The sequence below is a fragment of the Bacteroidota bacterium genome (assembly GCA_016183775.1).
Classification (GTDB): domain Bacteria; phylum Bacteroidota; class Bacteroidia; order JABDFU01; family JABDFU01; genus JABDFU01.
Window position 1 is genome coordinate 1 of record JACPDY010000115.1, and the last position, 7257, is coordinate 7257.

The window sequence follows — 7257 nt, forward strand, 5'->3', positions numbered from 1 at the left end:
AACCAACAACCAACAACCAACAACCAACAACCAACAACCAACAACCAACAACCAACAACCAACAACCAACAACCAACAACCAACAACTAACAACTAACAACTAACAACTAACAACCAACAGTTAACCAATGTCCCTTATAAAAAAAGATTCAGATCTGTGGAGAAGGTTCAGGCTTTATGGCTTTGGTTTACTGATGGGTTGTTTATTGGTAAGTATCATAACAAAAGGTAAAGCCTGCCAGATGCCCGGAACATTAAAACTGGAAGAGTTAAATTCGCAAAAACTTGAATTTACATCCTATGCAGACTGTAAGATGAAATGTCTTGGTATCGGGGAAGATGATATAAAAGACATGATGAAAAAAGGAGATATAAATTATGGCAAGAGTGAAGTTCATTCCAAACCATATCCAAAATATGCAATTGAAGGCGATACCCGTGATGGGCGTTCTGTTCTGATCATTGTTAATGACTGCGACTCTACTACCAAAATAGCGAACCTGATCGGGGAAAAAGAAACCTGTAGTTGTGATTAAGTGATTAACATACCTGTGTGACGCATATCTGAAACGTATGCTGGATATAAGTTAAACCCAGCTAATACCCTTCTTTAAAAACGAAAGTGTTTTTTCTTCCCTGCTCTCTTTTTGAGGCGAATAATTATAAGTCCAGGATGCCATTTGGGGTAAACTCATTAATATCGATTCTACACGGCCATTTGTCTCTAATCCAAAACGGGTTCCTCTATCATAAACAAGATTAAATTCAACATAACGCCCTCTCCGCAATAATTGCCATTGTTTCTCATTTTCATTATATGACAATTTCTTATTCTTATTCATAAAATGGATATAGAGGGGAGCAAAACTCTCACCTACGGCTTTTACAAAATTAAAAAGCTGTTCAACGGTTCGTTTTTCAATTGGCTTAAGGTGGTCGAAAAATATTCCTCCGACACCGCGCGTCTCGTTACGATGCTTAATAAAAAAGTAATCGTCCGCCCACTTTTTAAATTCGGGATAATAGATAGGATCAAATTTATCACATACAACTTTTAAATGCTGATGAAAAAAGCGGGCATCAGCCTCATCAACATAGTGTGGGGTTAAATCAATTCCCCCGCCAAACCATTTTACATTATCTCCTGTTTCAAAATAACGCACATTCATGTGAATGATAGGTACCATGGGGCTTTTAGGATGAATCACGATCGACACTCCTGTAGCGTAGAAAGTTCCGGGCCCGCAGGCGGGTTCAGTGTTCAAGGTGCCAATTTCTTTACTGAGAAAATCGGGCAAAGCTCCGTGTACCGCAGAAAAAGCCACTCCACCCTTTTCAATCACATTTCCATTCTGAATAATCCGCGTACAGCCTCCTCCTCCCTCTTTTCTTTCCCAATTATCAGTAATGAATCGTGCACCGCCATCCGTGTCCTCCAGAGCTTTACAAATGCTATCCTGTAGAAATTTAAACCAATCTGTAATCTCTTCTTTCGTAAGCACGCCACTACGCTCATTACTTGCAGAATATTTTAGATCCCGTTCCATTTGTTCATATGATATTTATTCGAATTAACGGGCTTCGTAGTGCGAAAAGTCATCAATTCGCTTTAACCAGTTTGTAATCCTTGTACCTGAGCATATACACCGCTCTGTTCTCGAAGCCGCTTTCAGGTGATACCTGGTAAAATTCAAACGCGGTCTGGAATCCGGTCTGTTTTGTTGTTGCTAACTTATTCTGAAAACCAAGTCCGTAACTTCGAAGCATACTAATATAAAAATAGATTACATCAAAACCCTGGAAGACATAGAAACCAGGATCTGTTTTATACTGAGTCGCATATTTTTTAACAAATAATTTCACCGGCTCACTGTCATAATCGATAAATGTGGATGAAGGATAATGTGTTTGCATATTGTTCAGATAATCAATATCCAAATTGTCAAACTCACTCCAGCTCTGCATGCCAAATACTACAATTGGATTTTTTTCCCTGAGCGGATTAAGTTTTGTAATAAAATCGGTTACAAATGACCTGTTATTTGAAGGAACAATGATGACATTTGTTTTTGACGGCTGAATAAAATTACCGATTCCTCCAAAACCTTTTACTTCTGATACTGAATCGGTACCCGCCTCACGCATCTCGGCATTCACGCGGTTCATAAATATCTTAACCAAAGAAGCGTCTTTCGGGTTACCGCTGTTAACCACAATAATGGCATGCTCTTTATATTTCTGAACAACGTAGTCAGCCATTTGTTCTACCTGTGTGGTAGCTGAAGCGGTAACTTTACTTACAAAAGGATTATTGAACAATATCTTGTTTAGCTGCGACACAGGGGAAGTAATAGATATCTGATTTTCCTTCGCGAATTTTGAAAAAGGAATAAAGTTTGAGCTGTATAATGGTCCAACCATAAGATCCATCGTTAACAATTCCGGCTTTTTCAATATTTCAGGCAGTTGCACAGAATCATCTTCATTTACATCGTACACATGCAGTTTTGCAATGAGCCCCGATTTCTTTAATGAATCAAGGGCCATTTGTGCCCCCTGGTAAAACTGTATAGCTATCTCTGAAGTTGTGGGAAGGTCGGCATCGCCTTGCGCTATTTTATCAATATCAATGTCCAATGTTTCATTGAGATGAAAGGGTAAGAACAAGGCGATGTTAAAATTATTTATCTTCTTACTTGTATCTGCTTTAAGTATGGGTTTACTTATAAAGGGCGTAGGCTGCTGAAGATTTGGATCCAGCTTTGTTAATTCACCTTGTTTCTGTTTGCCGCTTGTCTTAGCCGGGGATTGCACTCCAACAGATTTCCCATCCTTATCACGGATGCTTCTCCTGACCTTTTCCGCAGGAATTTTAATGGTTTGCCCCACTTTTAAGCCGGCACTGAGTTCAGGGTTAAGCTCCTTCAGTTTATCAATACTCATCGAGTAAAATTTTGAAAGAGAATAAAGTGTTTCACCCTGCTGCACTTTATGAAAATAATATTTGATACTATCGGCTTTCGATATGGTTTCTGTTTTAATTTTTTCTTTCGGAATCGGAATTTTCAGTGTTTGACCCGGAGATATCCCATCAATAGCATCTGGATTTTCAATAACAATATCATTTACTTTAAGCTCGTAAGCATGGGCGATAGCGTATAACGTTTGACCCTTATCAACGGAATGGATATAATACTTTTTACCCTCAATGGTTTCAATCTTTTTTGATCTTTTTACATCCTGGGCGGAAAGGTTATATGATGCTAAAATAAAAAAGACACACCCCCACAACATACAAGCCAACACACCCCCTCTTGCACCAGCATTCGTACATAGGGAAGAAGCATTTTTATACGACAAAGAAAAAAATTCCGACTTCTGACTTCCGACTTCTAACTTCATTTTTACTCCCATTCAATTGTTGCAGGAGGTTTCGAACTGATGTCGTATACCACCCTATTAATGCCCTTTACTTTATTGATGATCTCATTCGATATTTTTCCTAAAAATTCATACGGCAAATGACACCAATCAGCGGTCATTCCATCGGTTGAAGTTACAGCGCGCAAAGCAACAGCATTCTCATAAGTACGCTCATCGCCCATTACACCAACTGACTGCACAGGTAAAAATATTGCGCCTGCCTGCCACACATCTTTATATAAACCATCGCGTTTAAGACCTTCGATGAAAATACTGTCTACATCCTGCAATATCTGTACCTTTTTCTTCGTAATCTCACCAAGTATACGAATAGCAAGACCTGGACCCGGGAACGGATGACGCTGCAAAATGGTATCGGAAATCCCAAGCGCCCTACCTACCCTGCGTACTTCATCTTTAAATAAAGTCCTTAATGGCTCCACTACTTTCATCTTCATCGTATCAGGTAAGCCGCCAACATTATGATGCGACTTGATCGTAGCCGAAGGACCTTTGACCGAAACTGATTCAATTACATCAGGATAAATAGTGCCCTGCGCAAGCCACTTTACATTTTCTATTGTATGCGCTTCCCTGTCAAATACTTCAATAAAAACCCGGCCAATAGCCTTACGCTTTTTTTCGGGATCAGTAATACCTGCCAGTTCAGTGTAAAAATGTTCCTTGGCATCAACGCCTTTTATATTGAGGCCCATTTCGAGGTAGGAGTGAAGTACATTCTCATATTCGTTCTTGCGAAGCAAACCATTGTCAACAAAAATACAGTAGAGATTTTTTCCTATTGCCCTGTGCAAAAGTCCCGCAGCAACAGTAGAATCAACACCTCCCGACAAAGCAAGTATCACCCTGTCATTACCAAGTGTTTGCTTTAATTCTTTAACAGTGGTGTCTATGAAGGAATCAGGTGTCCAGTTCTGCGAACAGCCGCAAATATCAACAACAAAATTCCTCAACAACTGTGCGCCCTGTATTGTATGATAAACTTCAGGATGAAATTGAATCCCGAATGTATTCTCACCTCTAACCTGATAGCCCGCAAATTTAACATCGGCAGTACTTGCAACCACTTCGTACGTATCAGGAATTTTCGTAATGGTATCAGCATGGCTCATCCAAACCTGCGAACCGGAATCAATCGACCTGAACAAAGAATTTTCATTATTTATAAAAGATAAATTTGCACGTCCGTATTCACGATGTTTGGATGGTAAAACTTCACCGCCGAATTTTTGCGCCATGAGCTGTGCGCCATAACAAACACCCAATAACGGCAGTTTTCCTTTGAAAGATCCAAGATCAGGATTTGGCGCCTGCGGATCACGAACTGAGAAAGGACTTCCGGATAGAATCACACCTTTAAAATCCGAATTTATTGTTGGGAAGTGATTATAGGGGTGTATTTCACAGTACACATTCAGCTCCCTCACCCTGCGCGCTATCAGCTGTGTGTATTGGGAACCAAAATCAAGGATAAGAATTGTTTCTTGCATGCGTAAAGATAGAAAAAAGCTTGTAATGAATTGCCCGAAAATCGGGTACAGTTTTTACTTCTTTTCCATCATTTCTTCAAGAGATTTCAATTCATCCCTCAGCCGGGCTGCCTCAACAAAATCCAACTCCTTAGCTGCAGCTTCCATAGATTTACGGGTTTTATCGATAACCTTTTTTAACTCCTCTTTACTTAAATACTCCACAACAGGGTCGGCAGCGATACTGAACTCCTCGGGTCCTGTATATACTTTGACGAGCTTACCCTTTGTATCAACAATGCTTGTACCCATCATGGGTTTTTGATGTGCCTTGACGATACTTTTCGGAGTAATGCCATTGGCTATATTATAGGCAATTTGCTTTTGCCTTCTACGCTCTGTTTCGTCAATTGTTTTTTGCATAGATACTGTCATCCTGTCGGCATACATAATTACTCTACCATTGATATTCCGGGCGGCACGTCCTACGGTTTGTACCATCGCCCGTTCTGAACGAAGAAAACCCTCTTTGTCAGCATCCAGTATCGCAACAAGCGAAACCTCCGGCAGGTCAAGGCCTTCACGCAGCAGGTTTATACCGATCAACACATCAAATAATCCTTTCCGAAGGTCGGCCAGTATCTCAACCCGTTCCAGTGTATCAATATCCGAATGGATATAACGACAACGAATGCCAATATTGGCAAGGTATTTAGCCAGTTCCTCGGCCATTCGTTTGGTAAGTGTGGTGATCAATACACGCTCATCACGTTTAGTGACCTTTTCGATTTCCTCCAGTAAATCATCTATCTGGTTCAAACTCGGACGCACTTCAATGATAGGATACAAAAGGCCTGTAGGACGGATCAATTGTTCAACCACTACTCCTTCCGATTTTATCAGCTCATATTCAGTAGGTGTGGCACTCACATATATAACCTGTTTGTGCATGGCTTCAAACTCTTCAAACTTTAAAGGACGATTATCCAAAGCAGCAGGTAAACGAAAACCATATTCCACCAGGTTTTGCTTACGTGAGCGATCGCCGCCATACATCGCTTTTATCTGCGGCATGGTGGCGTGACTCTCATCTATCACCATTAAATAATCTTCAGGAAAATAATCCAGCAGGCAAAAAGGCCGTTCGCCGGGATTGCGCCTGTCAAAGTAACGTGAATAATTCTCAATACCCGAACAGTAACCAAGTTCTTTGATCATTTCCAGGTCATACGTTACCCTGTCTTCTATACGTTTTGCTTCCAGCGGTTTTCCGCATTCTTTTAAAAACTCGACCTGTTTCACCATATCAAGCTGTATCTCAGCAATAGCGGTATTCATCGTTTCCTGGGAGGTAACAAATAAATTGGCCGGATAAATATTGATGGAATCAAAACCTTCCATCTTACGTCCTGTGGACGTTTCAAAAGATTCGATCTCTTCTATCTCGTCACCGAAAAAATAAATGCGGTATGCGAAATCGGCATAAGCAGGGTATACATCAACTGTATCGCCTTTTACACGAAAGCTACCGCGCAAAAATTCAGTTTCGGTACGTGAATAAAGGCTGCTTACCAGTTGATACAAAAATTTATTCCGACTTATAACATCACCTCTCTTAATATGAATAACGCTTTTGTAGAACTCCGCAGGGTTACCAATACCATAAATACAGGAAACAGATGATACCACAACAATATCCCTCCTACCCGACAACAATGATGAAGTGGCACTCAGGCGCAGTTTCTCTATCTCATCGTTAATACTCAGATCCTTTTCAATATAGGTATTAGTTGTAGGAAGGTAGGCCTCAGGCTGGTAGTAATCGTAGTAAGAAACAAAATACTCAACAGCATTTTTAGGAAAAAACAGCTTAAACTCCGAGTATAACTGTGCCGCCAGTGTTTTATTATGACTCAACACCAGTGTAGGTTTTTTAACCTGTTCAATTACATTCGCAATCGTAAATGTTTTTCCTGAACCCGTAACGCCCAACAATGTCTGAGCCTCAGCACCACTATTTAACCCCTGCACCAATTGCTTTATAGCCTCGGGTTGATCACCGGTTGGAACAAAATCCGCCTCTATTTTAAAATCCATGATTAAAGTTACGGAAAAAAGGCCCCTCTCTAACTCTCTCCAAAGGGAGAGGACAAAAAAAGTCGAAATAAATAGTTTTTAGAAAATGTATAAACGATGGCAAAAATAAAAAGCCTTCCCCTCGGGGAGGGTTGGGAGCAGGGCCACCGCATCAAGATTTTAACAATTCTTCAAGATAATCATTTCGCCATCCAGCCTGAAGTCTTCGTCTTTTAAGGCTTCTTTTGTCACCTTTGTATGCCCGAAT

At 40.5% G+C, this 7257-nt stretch carries 5 protein-coding genes; 1 reads left to right on the forward strand and 4 read right to left on the reverse strand.

The genetic code is table 11. The features are described from left to right. The first annotated feature begins 128 nt into the window (after nt 1-128). Nucleotides 129-536, forward strand: a complete 408-nt coding sequence (locus tag HYU69_13990) for a DUF4258 domain-containing protein (protein ID MBI2271450.1) — start codon at nt 129-131, stop codon at nt 534-536. Nucleotides 537-587: 51 nt separating this feature from the next. Here HYU69_13990 and hemF read toward each other — a convergent pair whose 3' ends face one another. From hemF to uvrB, 4 genes are read right to left on the reverse strand one after another with little or no spacing between them, the layout of a single operon-like run. Next, nucleotides 588-1547 (reverse strand): oxygen-dependent coproporphyrinogen oxidase, encoded by a 960-nt coding sequence (gene hemF / locus HYU69_13995; protein ID MBI2271451.1) that lies wholly within the window; start codon nt 1545-1547, stop codon nt 588-590. A gap of 52 nt (nt 1548-1599) precedes the next feature. After that, nucleotides 1600-3402, reverse strand: coding sequence for a LysM peptidoglycan-binding domain-containing protein (locus tag HYU69_14000; protein MBI2271452.1), 1803 nt, complete (start codon nt 3400-3402; stop codon nt 1600-1602). A 2-nt stretch (nt 3403-3404) separates the two neighbouring features. Continuing rightward, nucleotides 3405-4934, reverse strand: coding sequence for a glutamine-hydrolyzing GMP synthase (guaA, locus tag HYU69_14005; protein ID MBI2271453.1), 1530 nt, complete (start codon nt 4932-4934; stop codon nt 3405-3407). 54 nt (nt 4935-4988) lie between these two features. Next, on the reverse strand, nt 4989-7010 hold the full coding sequence (gene uvrB, locus HYU69_14010; protein ID MBI2271454.1) for an excinuclease ABC subunit UvrB: 2022 nt from the start codon (nt 7008-7010) through the stop codon (nt 4989-4991). Nucleotides 7011-7257: the final 247 nt, after the last annotated feature.